Annotated in this window: 15 protein-coding genes and 1 other RNA gene; 10 read left to right on the forward strand and 6 right to left on the reverse strand. The window is 59.7% G+C overall.

Translation table 11 applies throughout. The features are described from left to right. Window positions 1-214: 214 nt before the first annotated feature. The gene (locus AC3Y64_RS09405) at window positions 215-559 is read left to right on the forward strand and encodes a YggL family protein (RefSeq protein ID WP_007916365.1); all 345 of its coding nucleotides are present in this window, start codon (window positions 215-217) and stop codon (window positions 557-559) included. 37 nt (window positions 560-596) lie between these two features. Here AC3Y64_RS09405 and AC3Y64_RS09410 read toward each other — a convergent pair whose 3' ends face one another. Beyond that, window positions 597-1,793, reverse strand: coding sequence for a benzoate/H(+) symporter BenE family transporter (locus AC3Y64_RS09410; RefSeq protein ID WP_489987209.1), 1,197 nt, complete (start codon window positions 1,791-1,793; stop codon window positions 597-599). Window positions 1,794-2,141: 348 nt separating this feature from the next. Here AC3Y64_RS09410 and AC3Y64_RS09415 point away from each other — a divergent pair, with 348 nt between their 5' ends. Beyond that, on the forward strand, window positions 2,142-2,906 hold the full coding sequence (locus AC3Y64_RS09415) for a GntR family transcriptional regulator (protein WP_105707893.1): 765 nt from the start codon (window positions 2,142-2,144) through the stop codon (window positions 2,904-2,906). A 182-nt stretch (window positions 2,907-3,088) separates the two neighbouring features. Here the strand turns inward: AC3Y64_RS09415 and guaD are convergent, their stop codons facing one another. The 4 genes from guaD to xdhA all read right to left on the reverse strand — a co-directional run bounded on the left by guaD (window position 3,089) and on the right by xdhA (window position 9,256). Beyond that, entirely contained in the window at window positions 3,089-4,393 is a 1,305-nt protein-coding gene (gene guaD, locus AC3Y64_RS09420; RefSeq protein WP_489987210.1) for a guanine deaminase, read from the reverse strand. Window positions 4,394-4,406: 13 nt separating this feature from the next. Next, entirely contained in the window at window positions 4,407-5,264 is an 858-nt protein-coding gene (xdhC, locus tag AC3Y64_RS09425; RefSeq protein ID WP_489987211.1) for a xanthine dehydrogenase accessory protein XdhC, read from the reverse strand. A 145-nt stretch (window positions 5,265-5,409) separates the two neighbouring features. Next, a complete protein-coding gene (gene xdhB / locus AC3Y64_RS09430; RefSeq protein WP_489987212.1) occupies window positions 5,410-7,809 on the reverse strand; it encodes a xanthine dehydrogenase molybdopterin binding subunit in 2,400 nt (799 codons plus the stop codon). Beyond that, window positions 7,802-9,256: a xanthine dehydrogenase small subunit gene (gene xdhA, locus AC3Y64_RS09435; RefSeq protein WP_489987213.1), complete on the reverse strand. Its 1,455-nt coding sequence runs from the start codon at window positions 9,254-9,256 to the stop codon at window positions 7,802-7,804. Before xdhA ends, xdhB begins: the two co-directional genes overlap by 8 nt. 290 nt (window positions 9,257-9,546) lie before the next feature. On the opposite strand from xdhA, the gene AC3Y64_RS09440 reads away from it, so the two are divergent. From AC3Y64_RS09440 to AC3Y64_RS09475, 8 genes are all read left to right on the forward strand, one after another. Then, window positions 9,547-10,206: a GntR family transcriptional regulator gene (locus AC3Y64_RS09440; RefSeq protein ID WP_158955207.1), complete on the forward strand. Its 660-nt coding sequence runs from the start codon at window positions 9,547-9,549 to the stop codon at window positions 10,204-10,206. Window positions 10,207-10,208: 2 nt separating this feature from the next. Further along, the gene (smc, locus tag AC3Y64_RS09445; RefSeq protein WP_489987214.1) at window positions 10,209-13,697 is read left to right on the forward strand and encodes a chromosome segregation protein SMC; all 3,489 of its coding nucleotides are present in this window, start codon (window positions 10,209-10,211) and stop codon (window positions 13,695-13,697) included. A 259-nt stretch (window positions 13,698-13,956) separates the two neighbouring features. Further along, window positions 13,957-14,820 (forward strand): cell division protein ZipA, encoded by an 864-nt coding sequence (gene zipA / locus AC3Y64_RS09450; protein WP_489987215.1) that lies wholly within the window; start codon window positions 13,957-13,959, stop codon window positions 14,818-14,820. Between the two features lie 145 nt (window positions 14,821-14,965). Next, complete coding sequence (gene ligA / locus AC3Y64_RS09455; protein WP_489987216.1) at window positions 14,966-17,323, forward strand: NAD-dependent DNA ligase LigA; 2,358 nt, start codon at window positions 14,966-14,968, stop codon at window positions 17,321-17,323. 155 nt (window positions 17,324-17,478) lie between these two features. Continuing rightward, a complete protein-coding gene (locus AC3Y64_RS09460; RefSeq protein ID WP_489987217.1) occupies window positions 17,479-18,642 on the forward strand; it encodes a zinc-binding metallopeptidase family protein in 1,164 nt (387 codons plus the stop codon). 134 nt (window positions 18,643-18,776) lie between these two features. Beyond that, an RNA gene (gene ffs, locus AC3Y64_RS09465) (signal recognition particle sRNA small type) lies at window positions 18,777-18,873 on the forward strand. 171 nt (window positions 18,874-19,044) lie between these two features. Beyond that, window positions 19,045-19,590 (forward strand): hypothetical protein, encoded by a 546-nt coding sequence (locus tag AC3Y64_RS09470; RefSeq protein WP_489987218.1) that lies wholly within the window; start codon window positions 19,045-19,047, stop codon window positions 19,588-19,590. Between the two features lie 35 nt (window positions 19,591-19,625). Further along, window positions 19,626-21,590, forward strand: coding sequence for a hypothetical protein (locus AC3Y64_RS09475; protein WP_489987219.1), 1,965 nt, complete (start codon window positions 19,626-19,628; stop codon window positions 21,588-21,590). An 18-nt stretch (window positions 21,591-21,608) separates the two neighbouring features. On the opposite strand, the gene AC3Y64_RS09480 is transcribed toward AC3Y64_RS09475, so the two are convergent. After that, on the reverse strand, window positions 21,609-22,358 hold the full coding sequence (locus AC3Y64_RS09480; protein WP_489987220.1) for a substrate-binding periplasmic protein: 750 nt from the start codon (window positions 22,356-22,358) through the stop codon (window positions 21,609-21,611). Window positions 22,359-22,395: the final 37 nt, after the last annotated feature.

Consider the following 22,395-nt stretch of genomic DNA (forward strand, 5'->3'; position numbering starts at 1 on the left):
CGAGGGGAAAAAAGACGAGGACATGGATGAAAAGGTCCTCAGTGGTCACGAAAGTGTCGGCATTATGCCCCAAGGTGTAACCGATTGTGCCGTCCTCGGGGTGGCGATTCGTTGATTTTTTTACAGGCGGTCGTTCGCTGTGTCCAGAGAGTCGGGCAATCGATTGCTTAAACTGGTAAAGTGCCCGCCGTATTTACTTAAGAGGATTGTTCCAATGGCGACTAACCGTTCCCAGCGTCTGCGCAAAAAACTGTGCGTTGATGAATTTCAAGAGCTGGGTTTCGAACTGAACCTGGACTTCAAAGAAGACTTGTCCGAAGAAGCCATTGACGCTTTCCTCGAAGCATTCATCAAAGAAGCCATGGAAGCCAACGGTCTGGGTTATGTTGGCGGCGACGACTTCGGTCTGGTATGCCTGCAGAAGCGTGGCTCGGTCAACGAAGAGCAGCGCGCTGCCGTTGAAGCCTGGCTGAAAACCCGCTCCGAGCTGACCAAGTATGAAGTCAGCCCGTTGCTGGACGTTTGGTATCCGGAAAAGCCGATCAACGCGGCTAAGTGATACTGAAAAAAACGGCGACCTTCGGGTCGCCGTTTTTTTATGCCTGGGTTTTGCGCCAATTCAGGATCAATAGCGTCAAAACCCCCGCGACAATCCCCCAAAACGCCGACCCGATAGAAAACAGCGTCAGCCCCGACGCCGTGACCATAAAGGTAATCAGCGCGGCTTCGCGCTCCTTCACTTCGGTCATGGCGATGCTCAAGCCATTGATGATCGAGCCGAACAGCGCCAACGCGGCAATCGACAGCACCAGTTCCTTGGGCAGCGCGGCAAACAGTGCGGCCAATGTGGCGCCGAACACCCCGGCAATCCCGTAGAAAATTCCGCACCAGACCGCTGCGGTGTAGCGTTTGTTGCGATCTTCATGAGCATGCGGCCCGGTGCAGATCGCCGCGCTGATCGCCGCCAAGTTGATGCCGTGGGAGCCGAACGGTGCCAGCAACAGCGAGGCGATGCCGGTGGTGGTGATCAGCGGCGAGGCCGGGACGTTGTAGCCATCGGCGCGTAACACGGCGATGCCGGGCATGTTCTGCGAGGTCATCGCCACTACAAATAGCGGAATGCCGATACTGATGGTCGCTGCCAGCGAGAAGTGCGGCGTGGTCCACACCGGTGTTGCCACTTCCAGATGAAAACCGCTGAAATCCAGCAACCCCATGAAGCCCGACAGTGCCGTGCCGATCAGCAACGCGGCGAGTACCGCATAACGCGGCGACAGGCGCTTGACCACTAAATAAGTGAAGAACATCCCCAGCACCAGGCCGGTTCGGTGCTGCGCGGCGACGAAGATTTCGCTGCCGATCTTGAACAGGATTCCCGCCAACAATGCCGCCGCCAGTGAGGCCGGGATCTTTTTTACCAGCCGTTCGAAGCTGCCGGTCAGCCCGCAGATCGTCACCAGCACCGCGCAGGTGATGTAGGCGCCGATGGCTTCGCCATAACTGACGCCACCCAGGCTGATGATCAGCAATGCCGCGCCGGGCGTCGACCAAGCGATGGTGATCGGTGTGCGATAGCGCAGCGACAGGCCGATCGAACACACCGCCATGCCAATCGAAATCGCCCAGATCCACGAGGAAATCTGCCCGCTGGTCAGGCCCGCCGCTTGCCCGGCCTGGAACATCAGCACCAAGGAGCTGGTGTAGCCGGTCATCATCGCGATGAACCCGGCGACGATGGCCGAGGGCGACGTGTCGGCCAGTGGACGGAGTTGGGTGTGGGTGGCGTCGTTCATGACGGCGGTGTTCCTTATACCAATGAAGATGTCCGCATAACGCAAACCCTTGTAGGAGCTGCCGAAGGCTGCGATCTCTTTGATCTTGCTTCTCAAAGTCAAAAGATCGCAGCCTTCGGCAGCTCCTACAGGGGAGGCGGTGTTCTGGCAGCGGATTCTGTGATCAAGCCTAAACTCATTCGTAACGGATCGTTGCAATACAGCCGAAGTCACAAATTGCCGTACAGTCGTGTTGCCACCTTTCATTGTGTACAATCGCGCTGTTTTTTACGCGATACTTGCCAGCGACCTACTGTGCCGTATTACAGTCACGGTCTATTCGCCGCAGTTCTCCCGACTCGAGTGCCCATGAACGAACAGTTGCAACCCCTCAAGAAACAACCGCGAGCAGGCAAAGCCGGCCGCAGCGGAACCCAGGACGATATTGTCTACGCGCATATCTTCGAGGCCATCCTCGAACAGCGTCTGGCGCCCGGCACCAAGTTGAGCGAAGAAGCGCTGGGGGAAATCTTCGGGGTCAGCCGCACCATCATTCGCCGCGCGCTGTCGCGTCTGGCCCATGAAGGCGTGGTGCTGTTGCGGCCGAACCGTGGCGCTGTTGTCGCCAGCCCTAGCGTTGAAGAAGCGCGTCAGGTGTTCATGGCCCGTCGTCTGGTCGAGCGCGCGATCACTGAACTGGCCGTGCTGCACGCCACCGCCGAACAGATCGCTGAGCTGCGCCAGATGGTCAACGACGAGCGCGACAGTTTCTCTCGCGGCGATCGCGGCGCCGGTATTCGTCTGTCGGGCGAATTCCACCTGAAACTGGCCGAAGCGGCGAAAAACGCTCCGCTGGTGAGTTTCCAGCGCAGCCTGGTTTCGCAGACTTCGTTGATCATTGCCCAATACGAAAGCGGCAACCGCTCGCACTGCTCGTATGACGAACACACCCAGTTGATCGACGCGATCGAGAAGCGTGACGGCGAGCTGGCGGTGAACCTGATGATGCATCACATGGATCACATCGACAGCAAGCTCAACCTCGACGAGGAAGGCGCGTCGGATGATCTGCACGCGGTGTTCTCGCATTTGTTGCAGACCAAGAAGCCGGGGCGCCCTGCGGCCAAGCTATAAGTCAGACCGAGTTGCGCCCAATCGCTGGCAAGCCAGCTCCCACAGGGTTTTATGGGGCTCACCCGCTCTGTGATACACCGAAAAACCTGTGGGAGCTGGCTTGCCAGCGATAGCAATCTGACAGGCAATAAAAATCCCCCGGACTGAAAAGTACCGGGGGATTTTTTATGTCTTGGGAAAGCTTAGCGCTGATGCACCAGCGCACCCGCCGCATACGTCTGCTGCACCGTGCGGTCATCGCCCAGGGTCATCAACACAAACAACGACTCGGCAATGTTGTTGGCCTGCTTCATGCGGTAGCTCAACAGCGGCGTGGCGTTGTAATCGAGCACCAGGAAGTCGGCATCGGAACCCGGTTGCAGATTGCCGATCTTGTCTTCCAGACGCAGCGCCCGAGCACCACCCAACGTCGCCAGATACAGCGACTTGAACGGGCTCAGTCGCGCACCTTGCAGTTGCATCACTTTGTACGCTTCGTTCAGCGTCTGTAGCAGCGAGAAACTGGTGCCGCCGCCGACGTCAGTGCCCAGACCGACATTGAGTTTGTGCTTCTCGGCCATCGGCAGGTTGAACAGGCCGCTGCCGAGGAAGAAGTTCGAGGTCGGGCAGAACGAGATCGCCGAACCGGTTTCTGCCAGACGCGCGCATTCGTCGTCGCACAGGTGCACGCCGTGGGCGAACACCGAGCGCTCGCCGAGCAGCTTGTAGTGATCGTAGACGTCGAGGTAGCCCTTGCGCTCCGGGAACAGCTCCTTGACCCACTCGATTTCCTTGAGGTTCTCGCTGATGTGGGTCTGCATGTACAGATCCGGGTATTCGGTGAGCAATTGGCCGGCGAGGGTCAGTTGTTCCGGGGTGCTGGTCGGTGCGAAACGCGGGGTCACTGCGTAGTGCAAGCGACCCTTGCCGTGCCAGCGCTCGATCAGCGCTTTGCTCTCGACGTAGCTCGATTCAGCGGTGTCGGTCAGGTAGTCCGGTGCGTTGCGATCCATCATCACCTTGCCGGCGATCATGCGCAGGTCGAGCTTCTCGGCGGCTTCGAACAACGAGTTCACCGACTGCGGGTGCACGCTGCCGAACACCAGCGCGGTGGTGGTGCCGTTGCGCAGCAGCTCCTTGACGAAAACGTCAGCGACCTCGTCGGCGTGGGCCTTGTCGCCGAACTGGCTTTCGCACGGGAAGGTGTAGGTGTTGAGCCAGTCGAGCAGTTGCTCGCCGTAGGCGCCGACCATGCCGGTTTGCGGAAAGTGAATGTGGGTGTCGATGAAGCCTGGGGTGATCAACGCGTCTTGGTAATGCTCGATTTCGATGTCCGCCGCCAGGGTCGGCAGCAGGTCACTGGCGTGGCCGAGGGCGCTGATCTTGCCGCCATCGACCACCAGCAGGCCGTCCTCGAAATATTCGTAGGAGGCTTCGATCCCGACTTCGGCGGGGTCGGCGATGCTGTGCAGGATGGCGGCGCGGTAGGCTTTACGAGTCAGAGGCATGAGGGTTCTCTAATCAGTTTGAGGCTTTGAGTTTGGCGGCCTGACTGCGCCGCGAAACCGGCAGCAGTTTGGCAATCGGTTCGGCGCTGGCAGTCTGCTGGCCGAAGTTGGCGTTGTAAGTGGCGATGATTTCGCCAGCGATGGAGATGGCGATTTCCACAGGCAGTTTGCCTTTGACTTCGCCGATGCCCATCGGGCAGCGCATGCGTTGCACGACGCCGCTGTCGAAACCGCGATCACGCAAACGGTGTTCGAACTTCGCGCGTTTGGTCTTCGAACCGATGAGGCCGAAATAGGCGAAGTCGTTGCGCTTGAGAATCGCGGCAGTGAGTTCAAGGTCGAGCTGATGGTTGTGGGTCATGACGATGCAATAACTGCCGGCGGGCAGCTCATCGATTTCATCCACAGGCTCTTCGGACACGATTTTACGCACGCCGTGGGGGATCTGTTCGGGGAATTCGGCATCCCGCGAATCGATCCAGCGCACCCGGCAGGGCAGGCTGGCGAGCAATGGCACCAAAGCGCGGCCGACATGACCGGCGCCGAACACGGCGATTTGCGCCTGCACCTGACCCATCGGTTCGAACAGCAACACCGTGGCGCCGCCGCAGCACTGGCCGAGGCTGGCGCCGAGGCTGAAGCGCTCCAGATGGGTGTCCTGCTTACCGCTGGCGAGCATTTCCCGGGCGATCTGCATGGCTTTGTATTCCAGATGCCCGCCACCGATGGTGTCGAAGCTCTGGTTAGCGCTGATGACCATTTTCGAGCCGGCGTTGCGTGGCGTCGAGCCGAGTTCTTCGATGATCGTCACCAGCACACAGGGTTCGCCCTGGTTCTGCAGGTCGGCGAGGGCGTCGATCCAGTTGTACATAGTTCACCCCTACAACATCGTTGTCTGTTCGGGCCTCATCGCTGGCAAGCCAGCTCACACAGGATTTGCGGTGTGACGCCTTTCGGTTAATCACCACAAAACCCTGTGGGAGCTAGCCCTGCTAGCGATTGGCCGCGCCTCGGTCCTAGAGCGGAGCCAACTCGGTTTCAGCCGCAACCGCTTTCACAGTCTTGAGCTGACGCATCTGCTCACAACCCCACAACACCCGCTCCGGCGTCGCTGGCGCATCGATCTGCGGCTGATGCTTGTAATCACCGAGGCTCGCCACCGCATCTTTGATCGCGCACCACGAAGCAATCCCGAGCATGAACGGCGGTTCACCGACAGCCTTGGAATGGAACACCGTGTCTTCCGGGTTCTTGCGGTTTTCCACCAGTTTCACCCGCAGATCCAGCGGCATGTCTGCCACGGCCGGGATCTTGTAGCTGGCCGGGCCGTTGGTCATCAGCTTGCCTTTGTTGTTCCAGACCAGCTCTTCCATGGTCAGCCAGCCCATGCCCTGGATGAAGCCACCCTCGACCTGACCGATGTCGATGGACGGGTTCAGCGAGGCGCCGACGTCGTGAAGAATGTCAGTGCGCAGCATTTTGTATTCGCCGGTCAGGGTGTCGACGATCACTTCGCAGCACGCCGCGCCGAAGGCGAAGTAGTAAAACGGACGGCCACGGGCCTGGCTGCGGTCGTAGTAGATTTTCGGGGTCTTGTAGAAGCCGGTGCTCGACAGCGAGACCTGATTGAAATACGCCTGCTGGATCAGCGCTTCAAAGGTCAGGATATGGTCGCGAACCCGCACGTGACCGTTGTGGAACTCGACGTCTTCCTCAGTGACTTTGTATTGACGCGCAGCGAATTCGACCAGACGTTTCTTGATGATTTCTGCCGCGTTCTGCGCCGCTTTACCGTTCAGGTCAGCGCCACTGGACGCCGCTGTCGGCGAGGTGTTCGGCACCTTGTCCGTGTTGGTCGCGGTGATCTGCACGCGGTCCATTTCCACCTGGAACACTTCAGCCACAACCTGCGCGACTTTGGTGTTCAGGCCCTGGCCCATCTCGGTGCCGCCATGGTTGAGGTGGATGCTGCCGTCGGTGTAGATGTGGATCAGTGCACCGGCCTGGTTCAAGAAGCTCGCGGTGAAGGAAATGCCGAATTTCACCGGGGTCAGCGCCAGGCCTTTTTTCAGAATCGGGCTGTTGGCGTTATAGCGACGGATTGCTTCGCGGCGTTCGTGGTACTGGCTGCTTTCTTCCAGTTCGGCGGTCATCTCTTCGAGCATGTTGTGCTCGACGGTCTGGTAGTAATGGGTGACGTTGCGCTCGGTCTTGCCGTAGTAGTTGGCCTTGCGCACAGCGAGTGGATCGAGTTGCAGATGACGAGCAATCGCGTCCATCACTTCTTCGATCGCGACCATGCCTTGCGGGCCACCGAAGCCACGGTAAGCAGTGTTCGACGCGGTGTTGGTCTTGCAGCGGTGACCATTAATCGTCGCGTCGCCCAAGTAATACGAGTTGTCCGAGTGGAACATCGCGCGGTCAACGATCGAGGCGGACAGGTCCGGCGAGCAGCCGCAGTTGCCGGCCAGGTCCATGTTGATCCCGTGCAGTCGTCCGGTGCTGTCGAAGCCGACGTCGTATTCGACGTAGAACGGGTGACGCTTGCCGGTCATCAGCATGTCTTCGACGCGCGGCAGGCGCATCTTCGTTGGCTGGCCGGTGAGGTGCGCCACCACCGCGCACAGGCACGCCGGGCTGGCGGCCTGAGTTTCCTTGCCGCCGAAACCACCGCCCATGCGGCGCATGTCGACGACGATTTTGTTCATCGACACGTCGAGCACTTCGGCGACCAGTTTTTGCACTTCGGTCGGGTTCTGCGTCGAGCAGTAGACGATCATGCCGCCGTCTTCGGTCGGCATCACCGAGGAGATTTGTGTCTCCAGATAGAAGTGTTCCTGGCCGCCGATGTGCAGCGTGCCTTGAATGCGGTGTTCAGCGGTCGCCAGCGCAGATACCGAGTCGCCGCGCTGGTGGGTGTGGCTGTCGAGCACGAAGTGGCGTTTGCGCAGGGCTTCAACCACGTCGAGCACCGGCTCGAGATCTTCGTATTCGATGATCGCGGCCATGGCCGCTTTGCGCGCGGTTTCCAGATCTTTCGCCGCGACGGCGAGCACCGGTTGACCGACGAATTGCACGTCATCGATGGCCAGCAGCGGGTCGCCCGGCATCAATGGGCCGATGTCTTTCAGGCCTGGTACGTCTTCGTGGGTGATGGCGATGCGCACGCCTTCGAAGGCGTAGCACGGCGAGGTATCGATGCTGATGATTTTCGCGTGGGCGCGATCCGACATGCGTGCATACAGGTGCAACTGGTTCGGGAATTCCAGGCGATCATCGATGTACTGCGCTTCACCGGACACGTGCTTGGCGGCGCTGTCATGCTTGACGCTGCGGCCAACACCAGAGGTCAGGTCCTTGGCGAACAGTTCAGCCAGTTCAGCTTGAGTTTTCTCTACGCCGTGATGGTTAGACATAAGCGGTCACCCGAGTCTCGATGTGCGGTGTTTGCAGTTCGATGAAGTATTTGCGCAGCAGGTTCTGCGCGCTGAGCAGGCGATATTCCTTGCTGGCGCGGAAGTCCGAGAGCGGGGTGAAGTCTTCGGCCAGCGCAGCGCAAGCGCGTTCGACCACGGCGCTGTTGAAGGGCTGACCGACCAGCATGGCTTCACAATGTGCCGCCCGTTTCGGGATCGCGGCCATGCCGCCGAAGGCCATGCGCGCATCGGTGATCATGCAGTTTTCCACGCGCAGGTTGAACGCGGCGCAAACGGCAGAGATATCGTCGTCCAGACGTTTTGAGACTTTGTAGGCGCGGAACAATTGCTCAGCGCTGGCGCGTGGAACGATGATCTTCTCGATGAACTCACTTTCCTGACGGGCCGTGACTTTGTAGTCGATGAAGTAATCTTCCAGGTTCAGCGTGCGGCGGGTTTCGCCTTTGCACAGCACGACTTGCGCGCCGAGGGCGATCAGCAGCGGTGGCGAGTCACCGATTGGCGAAGCGTTGCCGATGTTGCCGCCGAGGGTGCCCTGGTTGCGGATTTGCAGGGAGGCGAAGCGGTGCAGCAGTTCACCGAAATCGGGGTACTCGGCGTTCAACGCTTCGTAGCAGTCGGAGAGGGCGGTGGCGGCGCCGATTTCGATGCGGTCATCAAAGGTTTCGATGCGCTTCATTTCCGCGACGTTGCCGACGTAGATCATCACCGGCAGGGTGCGGTGGAACTGCGTGACTTCCAGCGCCAGATCGGTGCCGCCAGCGAGCAGACGCGCTTGTGGATAAGCGTCATAAAGGTCGGCCAGATCGGCGACGGTCAGCGGTACCAGGCAGCGCTTGTCGCCGCTGTTCAGTTCGCCGATATCGGTCGGGGCAATGGCTTTGAGGCGCGCGATGGTGTCTGCTTCGCGGGCATCGAATTGATCTGGCTGTTTGCCGCAGCACGATTGCTCGGCAGCCGCCAGAATCGGCCGGTAACCGGTGCAGCGGCAGAGGTTGCCGGCCAGCGCTTCGTGGGCCTTTGCGTGATCGGGCGCATCGCTGTTCTTTTGCAGGGCGAACAGCGACATGACGAAACCGGGGGTGCAGAAACCGCACTGCGAACCATGGCACTCGACCATGGCTTTCTGCACGCTGTGCAGTTCGCCTTGGTGCTTGAGGTCTTCGACGCTGATCAGTTGTTTGCCGTGCAGCGAGGAAACAAAGGTCAGGCACGAGTTGAGGCTGCGATAGCGAATGTGTTCGCGGCCAGCGTCATCCGTTTGCAACTCGCCGACCACTACGGTGCAGGCGCCGCAGTCACCGCTGGCGCAACCTTCTTTGGTGCCCGATTTACCAACGTGTTCACGCAGGTAATTGAGCACAGTCAGATTCGGGTCCAGGGCGTGCTCGCTACGGAGTTCCTGGTTAAGTAAAAACTGGATCACGGAAGGCCTCGCAGACTCATTATTGTTGTTAACCGACGTGAACCGAATTTAGCAGGTCTGACTTTTCGGTCAATGGTTTTCTGACTTAAAGGTCAGGAAAATGCATTTCGTCGATCAACAACGTGTCTATTCAGTATTGACCCTGATCGGTCGCCCTGGTTTTTTGTTTGGTTTTCTAAAGAAAACTGCGGGAATCGTGCCAAAAACCGCTGAGTGGGCACTCCGCCATGAGCCCGCATTTGCGCTACACTGCGCCGCTTGTGCAGATCGATAGAGTTTGAAGGACAACCATGACGTTCAAGGCGCCGGACAGCCTCGCCGAGCAAATCGCTCACCACCTCGCCGAACGCATCATTCGTGGCGAAATGAAGCCGGGAGAGCGCATCCAGGAACAGAAGGTCACGCTGGCGCTGAACGTCAGCCGCGGTTCGGTCCGCGAAGCCCTGCTGATCCTCGAACGCCGTCACCTGATCGCGATCCTGCCGCGTCGTGGCGCGCACGTCACCGAACTGACGCCGCACAAGGTGCAGAGCCTGTGCACGCTGATGAGCGAGCTGTACATCCTGCTCGGCAACTCGGTAGCCAACGGCTGGCAAGTACAGTCGGACATGGCGCCGTTCGTGCAGATCCAGCAGCGCCTGACCACCAGCTACGAGCGTCAGGACATCCGCAGCTTCGTCGACGACAGCTTCGCCGTGATGCGCGCCGCCTATCCGTTCGCCAACAACCCGTACCTGCAAGAAACGGTCGAGAACCTGCAACCGGCCATGAGCCGTGCGTATTTCCTCGCCCTCGAACAGCGCAAGGCCTCAATGAGCGAGTTCCTCGAACTGTTCGAACGTTTGCTGGCTGCCGTGCTCGCCCGTGATTTGCCGCAGATCCGCATCGTGCTGACGGCTTACGCCCAGCGCAGCTGCGATCTGGTGGTGTCTGCCCTGACGGTCGCCTAAGCGTGCGGCTCAAGTGCATCAAACTGGCGGGATTCAAATCCTTCGTCGATCCGACCACGGTGAACTTCCCCAGTAACATGGCGGCGGTCGTCGGGCCGAACGGTTGCGGCAAGTCGAACATCATCGACGCCGTCCGCTGGGTGATGGGCGAAAGCTCAGCGAAAAACCTGCGTGGCGAATCGATGACCGACGTCATCTTCAACGGTTCGACCAGCCGCAAACCGGTGAGTCAGGCCAGTATCGAACTGGTCTTCGACAACTCCGACGGCACCTTGCTGGGCGAATACGCGGCCTACGCGGAAATCTCGATTCGCCGCAAAGTGACCCGCGACAGCCAGACCACTTACTACCTCAACGGCACCAAATGCCGTCGTCGCGATATCACCGATATCTTCCTCGGCACCGGTCTCGGCCCGCGCAGCTATTCGATCATCGAGCAGGGGATGATCTCCAAGCTGATCGAATCCAAGCCCGAAGACCTGCGCAACTTCATCGAAGAAGCCGCCGGCATCTCGAAATATAAAGAGCGCCGCCGCGAGACCGAAAACCGCATCCGTCGCACCCACGAAAACCTCGCGCGTCTGACTGACCTGCGCGAAGAGCTCGAGCGGCAACTCGAACGCCTGCACCGCCAAGCCGAGGCCGCCAAGAAGTATCAGGAATTCAAGGCCGAGGAGCGCCAGCTCAAGGCGCAACTGTCGGCGCTGCGCTGGCAGGATCTGAATGATCAGGTCGGCCAGCGCGAGTCGATCATCGGCACTCAGGAAATCAGTTTCGAAGCTTTGGTCGCCGAGCAGCGTAATGCTGACGCGGCCATTGAGCGCCTGCGCGACGGACACCATGACCTGTCCGAACGCTTCAATCTGGTGCAAGGGCGCTTCTATTCGGTCGGCGGCGATATCGCCCGGGTCGAGCAGAGCATCCAGCACGGCCAGCAGCGTCTGCGGCAGTTGCAGGACGATCTGAAGGAAGCCGAGCGCGCACGTCTGGAAACCGAATCCCATCTGGGCCACGACCGCACGTTGTTGCTGACCCTCGGCGAAGAGCTAGACATGCTCACCCCCGAGCAGGAAGTCACCAGCGCCGCTGCCGAAGAAGCCGCCGCTGCGCTGGAAGATTCCGAATCGGTCATGCACGGCTGGCAGGAACAGTGGGACGCCTTCAACCTGACTGCCGCCGAACCGCGTCGTCAGGCCGAAGTGCAGCAGTCGCGCATCCAGCAGCTGGAAACCAGCATGGAGCGCCTCGCTGATCGGCAGAAACGCCTCGGCGAAGAGCGCGCGCTGCTCTCGGCGGACCCGGAAGACGCGGCGATCATGGAACTCAACGAGCAGCTCGCCGAGTCCGAAGCGACCCTCGAAGATCTGCAGACCAGTGAAGAAGCCCAGGTCGAAAAACTTGAACAACTGCGCCAGGAGTTGCAGCAGGCGCTGACCGCGCAGCAACAGTCGCAGGGCGATTTGCAGCGCCTCAACGGTCGCCTGGCGTCCCTGGAAGCCTTGCAGCAAGCCGCGCTCGATCCGGGCACCGGCACCGCCGAATGGTTGAAGGAACACAACCTCGCCGAGCGTCCGCGTCTGGCCGAAGGACTGAAGGTCGAGGCCGGTTGGGAATTGGCAGTGGAAACCGTGCTCGGCGCTGATCTGCAAGCGGTGCTGGTCGACGATTTCAGCGGTTTCGATTTGTCCGGTTTTACCCAAGGCGATCTGCGCCTGCTCAGCCCGGCCAGCGATGGCGTGCGGGTGGCGGGCAGCTTGCTCGACAAGGTTGATGCGCAGATCGATCTGTCGCCGTGGCTCGGTCAGGTCAAACCGGTCGACAGCCTTGAACAAGCCTTGGCCTTGCGCGGGCAATTGAGCGCCGGCGAGAGCCTGATCAGCCGTGACGGTTACTGGGTCGGCCGGCATTTCCTGCGCGTACGTCGGGCCAGCGAAGCGGAAAGCGGCATGCTCGCCCGCGGCCAGGAAATCGAAGACCTGCACCTCGAACGCGAAGAGAAAGAAGCCACGGTCGAGGCCATGGAAACCCGTCTGCAAACCCTGCGCGCGCAACAGCGTCAGCAGGAAAACGGTCGCGAACATTTGCGTCGTTTGCTGCAAGACGAAGCGCGTCAGCAGGGCGAATTGAAAGCGCAACTGTCCGCCGGCAAAGCCAAGGCTGAACAGCTGACATTGCGCCGTACCCGTCTCGATGAAGAGCTGGTCGAACTCGGCGAACAGCGCGAGCTTGAGCACGAGCAAATCGGCGAAGCGCGCATGCAATTGCAGGACGCGCTGGATGCCATGGCGCTGGACACCGAACAGCGCGAGTTGCTGTTGGCTCAGCGCGACAGTCTGCGCGAGCGCCTCGATCGCGTGCGTCAGGAAGCCCGCCAGCACAAGGATCATGCGCATCAATTGGCCGTACGTCTGGGCTCCTTGCGCGCGCAGCACGACTCCACGCGTCAGGCGCTCGAGCGTCTGGAAATGCAGGCCGAGCGCCTCACCGAAAAACGCGAACAGTTAAGTCTGAACCTGGAGGAGGGCGAGGCGCCGCTGGAAGAGCTGCGCCTGAAACTCGAAGAGTTGCTCGACAAGCGCATGACCGTCGACGAAGAACTCAAAACCGCGCAGATCGCTTTGGAAGACGCCGACCGCGAATTGCGCGACGCGGAAAAACGCCGAACCCAGGCCGAACAGCAATCACAATTGATTCGCGGCCAGCTCGAACAGCAACGCATGGAATGGCAAGCCCTGACCGTGCGCCGCAAGGCTTTGCAGGATCAATTGCTCGAAGACGGCTACGATCTTAACGGCGTGCTCGCGACATTAACCGCGCAGGCCAGTGAACGCGAAGCCGAAGAAGAACTCGAACGCATCAGCGCGCGGATTCAGCGCCTGGGTGCAATCAACCTCGCGGCCATCGACGAATACACGCAACAATCCGAGCGTAAACGTTATCTGGATGCCCAGGACGCCGATCTGGTCGAAGCGCTGGAGACCCTTGAGAACGTTATCCGCAAGATCGACAAGGAAACCCGCAACCGTTTCAAAGATACCTTTGATCAGATCAATGGCGGTTTACAGGCACTTTTTCCAAAAGTTTTCGGTGGTGGACGGGCGTATTTGGAACTGACGGGCGAAGATCTACTCGATACAGGGGTAACGATCATGGCGCAGCCGCCAGGGAAGAAGAACAGCACCATCCATTTGCTCTCCGGCGGGGAAAAAGCCCTGACCGCGCTGGCACTGGTTTTTGCCATCTTCAAGTTGAACCCGGCGCCGTTCTGCATGCTCGATGAGGTTGACGCACCGCTGGATGACGCTAACGTTGGACGCTACGCACGCTTGGTCAAAGAGATGTCGCAGACCGTGCAGTTCATCTATATCACCCACAACAAGATCGCCATGGAAATGGCCGAGCAGTTGATGGGCGTAACGATGCATGAGCCGGGTTGTTCGCGACTGGTAGCAGTGGATGTCGAGGAGGCGATGGCGATGGTGGACGCCTGAGCCAGTGTGGTGTCGGACAGGGATGAGAAGGTTGTAGGACTTTTTTACCGGGTTCGACTTGCTGGCCAATCGACATATTCGCGCAAGCCAATGAGACAGACGGTGTAAAGTTGTCTTTGGTCGTGCTAGTTTAATGTCAATTTTTCGTATACGTGGGCAAAACGCCTGTCAGAACATAGAGTTGGCGCCACGTTTTAAAGCGGTTTGCACAATGTAAACCCCTTATTTTTCAGCATTTTTTATAGAGGCACGGGATTACATGGAAATCGGTCTGCGCGAGTGGCTGATCGTCATCGGCATCATTGTGATAGCCGGTATTCTTTTCGATGGCTGGCGCCGTATGCGCGGCGGCAAGGGAAAACTGAAATTCCGTCTTGACCGAAGTCTGTCCAACCTGCCGGACGAGGACACCAGCGCCGAGCTGTTGGGCCCGGCCCGCGTTCTGGACACGCATAAAGAGCCGCAACTGGACGAACATGATTTGCCGTCGGTGAGCATGCCGGCCCGCGAAGCACGCGAGCCTCGCGAAACCGCCTCGAAACGTGGCAAGCGCGGCAGCAAAGGTTCGGTGCAGGGCGACTTGAACCTGGATCTGGATCTGGACGACGGCCCGAGCTTCAGCAGCCGTGACGACGATTTCGTTGAAGACACCAAGCCTTCGCCGGCGGTGGTCGACAAAGACCAGCCACAAGCGGAAGAAGTGCTGGTGATCAGCGTGATCTGCCGTGACGCCGCCGGCTTCAAAGGCCCGGCGCTGCTGCAGAACATTCTGGAAAGCGGTCTGCGTTTCGGCGAGATGGATATTTTCCACCGTCACGAAAGCATGGCTGGCAACGGTGAAGTGCTGTTCTCCATGGCCAATGCGGTCAAGCCGGGCATCTTTGATCTGGACGACATCGACCATTTCAGCACCCCGGCGGTGAGCTTCTTCCTCGGCCTGCCAGGCCCGCGTCATCCGAAGCAAGCCTTCGACGTGATGGTGGCCGCAGCGCGCAAGCTGTCGCAGGAATTGAACGGCGAGCTGAAAGATGACCAGCGCAGCGTTCTGACCGCGCAGACCATCGAGCACTACCGTCAGCGCATCGTCGAATTCGAACGCCGCGCATTGACCCAGAAGCGCTAAGGCCAGATCAAAAGATCGCAGCCTGCGGCAGCTCCTACAAAGGATCGCGATCCTGTAGGAGCTGACGAGTGCAACGAGGCTGCGATCTTTTAAGGATGAAACTGGAGCAGCCTCGGCTGCTCTTTTGCTTTATGAGAGAACACCCATGACCGCCGCCAAAAACCGCATTCTAGAGCTGCGTGCTGAAATCGATCAGCACAACTACCGTTACCACGTCCTCGACGAGCCGAGCATTCCGGACGCCGAATACGACCGGTTGTTTCACGAGCTCAAGGCGCTGGAAGCGGCCAATCCGGAATTGATCACCAGCGACTCGCCGACCCAGCGTGTCGGCAGCGTGGCGCTCACCGCGTTCACACAGGTGCGGCACGAAGTACCGATGCTCAGCCTCGGCAACGCCTTCGAAGAAACCGACATGCGCGAGTTCGATCGCCGCGTCACAGAGGGTCTGGATGTCCCCGCTGGCGATCTGTTCGGCGGTGGCGCGGCAGTGGAATACAGCTGCGAACCGAAACTCGATGGCCTGGCGGTCAGCCTGCTTTATGAGAATGGTGTATTGGTGCGCGGCGCCACGCGCGGCGACGGCACCACCGGCGAAGACATCAGCGTCAACGTGCGCACCGTGCGCAACATTCCGCTGAAGCTGCACGGCGAAGGCTGGCCGGCGACGCTGGAAGTGCGCGGTGAAGTGTTCATGTCCAAGGCCGGTTTCGAACGCCTCAATGCCTCGCAACTGGAAGTTGGCGGCAAGACTTTCGCCAACCCGCGTAACGCCGCCGCCGGCAGCTTGCGTCAGCTCGATTCGAAGATCACCGCCAACCGTCCGCTGGAGTTCTGCTGCTACGGCATCGGTCAGGTGTCCCACGATATTTCTGACACCCACATCGGCAACCTCAAGCAGTTGCAGAAGTGGGGCATGCCGATCAGCCATGAACTGAAACTGGCCAAGGGCATCGACGAATGCCTGGATTACTACCGCGATATTGGCGCGCGGCGTAACGATCTCGGCTATGAAATCGATGGTGTGGTGTTCAAGGTCAACAGCATTGCCGATCAGCGCGAACTGGGCTTCCGCGCTCGCGAACCGCGCTGGGCCATCGCACATAAATTCCCGGCGATGGAAGAACTCACTGAACTGCTCGACGTGGAATTTCAGGTTGGTCGCACGGGTGCCGTTACGCCAGTCGCACGCCTGAAACCGGTCAAGGTGGCTGGCGTCACCGTCGCCAACGCCACGCTGCACAACATGGACGAAGTTGCGCGCCTGGGCTTGATGATCGGCGACACCGTGATTATACGTCGTGCCGGTGATGTGATCCCGCAAGTGGTGCAAGTGGTGCTGGAGCGTCGTCCGGAACACGCCCGAGCGGTGCAGATCCCCGAGAGCTGCCCGGTGTGTGGTTCCCACGTCGAGCGCACGCAACTGATCAAGCGCAGCAAGGGCAAGGAAACCGTCAGTGAAGGCGCGGTGTATCGCTGCGTTGGGCGTCTGGCCTGTGGTGCGCAACTCAAGCAGGCGATCATTCACTTCGTCTCGCGCCGGGCGATGGACATTGAAGGTCTGGGCGACAAGAGCGTCGAGCAATTGGTCGATGAAGGTCTGGTCAGTTCGCCGGCCGATCTGTACGCGCTGAAGTTCGAAGACATCGTCGATCTGGAAGGTTTTGCCGAGGTGTCGAGCAACAAGCTGCTCGCGGCCATCGAAGACAGCAAGAAGCCGGGACTGGCACGCTTCATCTATGCGCTGGGCATTCCTGATGTCGGCGAAGAAACCGCCAAGGTGCTGGCGCGCTCGCTGGGTTCGCTGGAGCGTGTGCAGCAGGCGCTGCCGCAAGTGCTGACCTACCTGCCGGACGTCGGTCTGGAGGTGGCGCACGAGATTCACAGCTTCTTTGAAGATGCGCATAACCAGCAGGTGATCGACGAGTTGATCCGCCATGGTTTGCAGATTCAGGATCAGGGCGAATTGGGCGCCGAGTTTGCCGCCAGTACCACGCTGGGTGGTTTCCTCGACAAGCTGCACATCCCTTCGGTAGGCCCTGGTGGCGCACAGAAACTGGCGGACAAGTTTGGCTCGCTGGAAGCGGTGATGAACGCCGACTGGCTGGACATGCGTCAGGCGTTGCCGGAGAAGCAGGCGAATTCTGTTCGCGAGTTTTTTGCGGTTGCAGAGAATCGGCAGCTTGCTGAAGCATCCGAAGAGCAACTGCGTAAATTCGGCATGCACTGGCAGAGCGAAAAGAAAGTGGTTGAAGGCTTGCCGTTGTCCGGCGAGACCTGGGTGCTGACCGGCAAGGTCGAGTTGATGAGCCGTGACGTCGCCAAGGAGCATCTGGAAAGCCTCGGCGCCAAGGTTGCCGGTTCCGTGTCGGCGAAGACTCATTGTGTGGTCGCAGGCCCCGGTGCTGGTTCCAAACTGACCAAGGCCAATGAGCTGGGCGTGAAAGTGATGGACGAAGAAACCTTCATCGCCTTCCTCAAAACCCACGGTATCTCCGCCTGAGTGATCGTTCCCACGCTCCCGCGTGGGAATGCCGCCCCGGACGCTCCGCGTCCGCTGTGACGCAGAGCGTCACTGGATGCATTCCCACGCAGAGCGTGGGAACGATCATCGCGCCAGAATGATCTAGTCTTGGCTAGCCCCAAGGAGACATCGTCATGCACCGCTTTTTCGAGCAGCTCAGTTCTCGCATCATCGCGCCGTTCTTGGGCGAATCTTCACGCAACAGCAAAGTCTGGCCGTGCCGTTGCGGCCAGTCGCTGTTCTTTCGCAACAGCCAGTGCCTGGCTTGCAATGCCTTGCTCGGCTATCAGCCCGAAGAAAGTCGCCTGACTTCGCTGCAACCGGGCCCGTATGAGGGCACCTGGACGCTGGACGCCGATCCCGAGGCCGGGCTGTTCCGCCGTTGTGCGAACCTTGATACGGCAGCGGCGTGCAACTGGCTGTTGCCGGCCAACGATCACGACAGCCTGTGCATCGCTTGCAGCCTCAACCGCACCATTCCTGATTTGTCCGACCCGGAAAACCCCGAACGCTGGCGCAAAGTCGAAATCGCCAAGCGTCGACTGGTGGCGCAACTGATCACCCTTGGCTTGCCGGTCATCCCGAAAACGGTCGACGAAAACACTGGTCTGGCCTTCGATTTCATTGGCGTCGACCTGGAAGGCAATGCGCCGATGACCGGCCACGCCAACGGCCTGATCACCCTCGACATCAAGGAGGCCGACGACGCGCACCGTGAGCAGGTGAGGGCGCAGATGCATGAACCGTATCGCACGCTGCTCGGGCACTTTCGCCACGAAGTCGGCCACTACTATTGGGATCGGTTGATCGCCAACGGTCCGTGGCTCGGCTCATTCCGCAATCTGTTCGGCGACGAGCGCGCCAGTTACGCGGAGGCGTTGGACCGTCATTACCAACAAGGCGCGCCATTGGATTGGCCGCAGCAGTACGTCAGCGCATACGCGACCATGCATCCCTGGGAAGACTGGGCGGAAACCTGGGCGCATTACCTGCACATGATGGACGCGGTCGACACCGCGCTGGGTTTCGGCATGAGCGCGCGGGAGATGGATTTCGACTACCAGCCATTCCCGACCAGCACCCTGTACGACCCGGAACATCCCGGTGGCGAGGCGTTCCTGTCGTTCGTCAACGCCTGGATCGAACTGGCCGGCATGCTCAATGAACTGTCGCGCAGCATGGGCCAGCCGGATTTCTATCCGTTCGTGCTGCCGGCGCCGGCGATTGCCAAGCTGCACTTCATTCATCTGGTGATCCAGCAGGCGGGTGGCAAGGCAGACGAGGTGCTGGCCCTGTAAGTGATGCCACAGGCAGCGATCTTTATGTCCTTGAAGCGATTCATATTTTTAATCTGAAACCAACGGTTGTAACTTCGTCTCAGATAGGTACAATGGCGCGGCTCGCCGACAGGTGAGCGTCGTTATGGTGACCCCATCGGTCCCCCCGCAACGATTACCCGTGAACCTGGTCAGAGCCGGAAGGCAGCAGCCACAGCGGGAACATTGTGTGCCGGGGTGTGGCTGGTGGGGTCGCCACCTTAACGAAACATCGAAAGCTGCAAACAGAACTGCATGGGTTTTGCCCACTGCGGTTTTTTTATGCCTGCGATTTGGCGTCTGATATTTCCCGTCGTGTCCTGCACCCTCGCTCGGTGCTGCCGTTGAACAGTGGCATACTCCCTTGCCTGGCATCGTGAGGTAATGGAAGTGGGTGAAGTTGACGATCTGACGCGAGAAAGACTCCGGGAGTGGCAGTTGCGCCGCTTGGAGATCAAGGATCAGATGCAGGATCATCCCGAGCGCACGCTGGAGCTGTCGAGGGTGCTTGATCTGATGGATGACGAGCATGCCGAGATTCTGGCGGCGGCAGCGACCATCAAGGCGGCCGGTACGTGTGAATCAGCGTCATCCAGTCCCGTCGAGCACGGGTTGCCTCAATTCGATGTGCAATTGCGGGTGGCTGCCCGTAGTGCCGAAGACTTGCGCAAGCTGCTGGAACTGGCGCTCTACGAAGTGCAGGCGCAGATCGACCGCAACCCGGTCGCGATCGGTGAAGATCGAAGCTATCCAGGCGATATGTCGGGAACGCTGGGTGAATACCACTTCGCGCTGCGCATCAACGATGAACGCGCTGATAAACCCGCTCTGGATGAGGTTGCGCACCTCGCCGGCCGGTTCTCCGCAGGGACGGGCGCCAGTCCTGCAGCGCATGAACGCAAAATCAACAAAGCGTATGACCAGGACTGACCTGGTGATGTGTCCCTGCCCAGGCGTGAGGTTGTATGCAGCCGGAACATTTTAATTTATCCACCCCTGTGTTCTTGCCGGTCACCCATGATGTCTGCACGGCGTTGTTGCAGGCCGATGGCGCAATAACGCTGGTCAGCCTGACGGATCCTGAACTGGCGGCGATCCTCGTCATCCAGAACCTCGCCCAGGCCACTGAAAAAGACCTGACGGCCAGCGCCGCAGAAAAAATTCTCGCCAAATTGATTGATTGGGCCGTCGATGCCCGGGGCACAGCATCTGTCGCCGGATTGCTGCCGGAAGCTCAGCGCCTGTTCGATCCGCGCAAGTTGTATTTCGGCCTCAATGCGATCAAAGGCCTGAACCTGCGTTTTCTGATGGCCGACGAGGTTACGGCGCAGGGCTATCTGTTGCCCGATGGCAAATGGGACGTGGATTACAAGATTCGCCTCAAACAACAGAACAATCCGTTCATCCAGCAAATGGTCACGCCGCGCCTCCGCGAGCGTTGGTTGAGCGATGCGCAAGACAAACTGCTGAGAACCTTTCGTGCCAATCTCGACGAAGACCTGCATGTGCAAGGCTATGCGGGCATCGGCAAAAGCCATCTGCTGGGGGCGCTGATCGAGTGCCTGCGGAGCGACAGGACCTTGGTCCTGGCGCGCACGCCGGCGAAGCTGGAAACCCTGCGCAAGCACCTCAAGCAAGCGCAGGACAAGGACGTCGCCCAGACCTTCCGCCACTTTGCGCAAACCCAGTTATATGGGCCAAGGCCTCCGGTGGCCAGAGCGCCGGCGCGCCTGCCGAGCAAACAAGCACTTGCGCAGGAGCTGAATATCTTCGGCTTCCGCCGTCACGACGGGCAGGCCACGCTGGACGTTTGTCTGCGGGTGCTTGAGCTGTACTGTGGCTCACGGGATCACAGTTTATCGGCCAGGCATTTGCCGTTTTTCCAGCAGCCGTTGTCGAGCGCGGACACCCAGGTCTTGCTGGAGTATTCAAGTCGTGTGTGGGTCTACCTGGAGACGAATCCGGCGTGGGGCAGCCAGACCGGGTTCGAAACCTTGCTGATGATCAAGCGCGCCAGTCTGTCGGGTTGCCGGGTGCCTTCGCGCTATACGCACGTGATCATCGACGAGAGTCAGGATGTCCCGGCGTCGCTGCTGCAAATGATCGAGCGCGGGCGTCAGGTGCTGATTACCCTTGGCGATGAGTATCAGCAAGCCACCGGCGAAGCACTCCAGCGCAAGCGTGAGGTGCGGCAGAGCGACATCAGTTATTCCGTGCGCTCGGGGCGCAATGTCGAGCGGCTGGTCAATCCGCTGATCTCGCGCCATTCGCACAAGAGCAAGGTGCCGTTCGAAGGCGCGCGCAATGCTGACGTCGATATCGAGCACTATCCTGAAGATTTCGTGCCGCCCGAGGGCTGCGTGATCCTCACCGCATCGCCTTGGGACACGATGATGTGGGCGATCCATTTGCACGATGCCAATTGCGCGTTCAGTTTCCCCGACAAGGACATGCAGGCCGGTCTCAAGCATTTCATGACTACCGCCATCCAATTGTTCAAGCCCGAGTTCTACGACGCCGAGTTCAGCGAAAAAGGCCGGCATCCGTCTTTCAGCGACCTGGCGGACTGGCAGCAAGTGCGTGAAGCCCACCAGTTCGATGAGGCATTTTTGTGGGTTGAAGCCGAGCTGGAAAAAGGCTTCAAGGTGGCTGAGTTGACGCGCTTGAACGGCCGCATCGGCGAGCCGGGCAAAGCCTGCATGTTGATGATGGCCGAGCAGGCGGGCGGCATGGAGTTCAACCGGGTCCTGCTGACGCGCGCATTGCTCAGCAATGAGAAGTTCAAGGACGCCTACGCGTTCGATCAACGGATCTGCGCGGTGTACATCGCCATTTCCCGGGCTCGGCAGCAGCTTTACCTGCCGTACGATGTGGTCGAGTGGATCGAGTTTCACGATTATCAGAAATTCCGCGAGTCGCACGGGTATTGATGGAAGTCCCCTGTGGGATCAAGGTTTGCCCTCAGAACTGCCGGTGTACAAACGGATAATGTCATCAATCTCCCCGGACATTTTCATCCGCAGCAAGGTGCGCAATATCCGCTGCACTGGCACGTTGGGGTCATTTCTGACGTAACAACCGACTTGCTGCTCCTGCAGCACCGCGACGCCTTGCAACTTCTGCTCGGGCGGCAGGCGTTGATTGAGCCAGTCCAGCGTCCACTGGTTGCTCACCGCATAGCGGTAGCGCCCGGCCAGGAGTTTTTCCAGAACCTGTTCCTGATTGCGCGCATCTTCGCGCTGCAGCTGGCCGCTATCGAACAAGGGCTGCAGGGTGGGGTAGGTGTAGCCGAGCACGGTGCCGATCGATTGGCGTGGCAGGGCTTTCGCTTCAACGCTGGTGGGCGAGCCTTGGCGGCTGACCAGCAGATCGCGCTGAAACAGCAGCGGGATGCTCCAGATGTAATCCCCGGACTGGTTCGGCAGCCACGACTGTGCGGCATAGCAGCGCACGTCGATCTCGCCGTGCTCCATGGCGCTCTGCACTCGGGTGCGCGGCAGGACGTGAAATTGCGCCGGTACGCCGACCTGGGTGGCCAAGCTGAGCATGATGTCGTAGAGGATGCCTTGGGTCGGGCGGCCACGTTCGTATTGCACCATCGGCATCGCCCAGCTGTCGGGCATGGCGAAGCGCAACGGGGTTTCCGCTGCCGTCACGCTCAGGCTGATTCCCAGCAGTGCCCCCACGGCCCAACGCATAAACGCTCCGGTAATTCCCTGTCCTGAGCCGATAAAA

Source organism: Pseudomonas sp. 4CAES_32.4, assembly GCF_058136335.1.